This window comes from Empedobacter sp. R750 (assembly GCF_030324345.1).
In the GTDB taxonomy this organism is placed as follows: Bacteria; Bacteroidota; Bacteroidia; order Flavobacteriales; family Weeksellaceae; genus Empedobacter; species Empedobacter falsenii_C.
Genome location: NZ_JACAGF010000051.1, coordinates 1 through 1,011, shown reverse-complemented (window position 1 = coordinate 1,011; position 1,011 = coordinate 1). Strand labels below are relative to the sequence as shown.

1 protein-coding gene is annotated in these 1,011 nt (G+C 32.8%); it reads right to left on the bottom strand.

Going from position 1 to position 1,011, the window contains the following annotated elements; genetic code table 11:
- Positions 1–275 precede the first annotated feature (275 nt).
- Complete coding sequence (locus HXZ74_RS17120) at positions 276–764, bottom strand: DUF6265 family protein (RefSeq protein WP_286476513.1); 489 nt, start codon at positions 762–764, stop codon at positions 276–278.
- Between the last annotated feature and the right edge of the window lie 247 nt (positions 765–1,011).

The following is a 1,011-nucleotide window of genomic DNA, read 5'->3' as shown; positions in this document are numbered from 1 at the left end:
GTTAGTTCTGCAAATGTCGGTTATCAATCGGTCAAACCGTGTCGTTGTGGACGGTCGCTCGTAACATAGCAGGTAACGGAAAAAGTATTTGCGAAGGGCGGGCTAAATTTAACTGAAAGTTCAATTTCGACCGAACGAAGCAAATTGCTTTTTCAGATTGTTAAATTACAAAAAAATACAATATGAAAAGCAAGTTGCGACTAAATGCATCAAGTTTTTCTATTATATATTCAACCCCGCCTTTTGCAAATACTATGTTATCTGCAGGCATTTTTTTACTTTATTCTTTCAAATTCAAATGGAATTTTTAGATCTCCTCCCGAAACTGTAGCGTTGATTTTTTCTCCATTTCTCCAGTATTCAATTCTTTTAGGAAAATCAATTGTGTCATTTACGCAAACAAATTTATCACTTTTTAATTCAGACATTTTGAATTTAGTCGGCTCTTTTTCATCACGAGTTTTTACTATTAAATTCCATTCTCCATTGTTTTCGAAGATTTTCATTTCTTCTTTCGATAAAGTGTCTTTATTTTTTAAAGTAAATCCAATTCCGTTGTATTCAGAATCATTAACTTTTTTCCAATTTTCAAAAGTTTCTTTTCCTTTTTCTTCGTTATTTCTTTTCCATTCTCCAAGTAACCAATCAAAATTTTTAGTTTCAACTTTTGCTTCTTTTTCTACTTCTGTAGATTTTGCTTCATTTTTTTGGTTGCAGGAAAAAAGGAAAATTCCGCTAATTGCTAAAAATAAGATTTTTTTCATAAGAATTAATTTTGAGTTTTCGTTTGAATTTATGTTATTATTTTGATTTTGTGTCATTTATGCGGAATGTTGGATATGCTTGCAGATAACGGTTCTCAGCTATACGCAGGCAGGGATTTTAACCACTGAACTTCCTACGAAGAACTGAACTTCAAATTTACCACTTTCCTGTCTTACGAAGCACGAACCCCCTGCTTGCGTATAGGTGATGTTATGCGGTCGGCTTTCATTTTCTCTTCTTTCTCGT

Bases quoted from the DNA above. Each gene is read 5' to 3' on its own strand.
- HXZ74_RS17120 (WP_286476513.1), bottom strand. From the start codon at position 764: ATGAAAAAAATCTTATTTTTAGCAATTAGCGGAATTTTCCTTTTTTCC.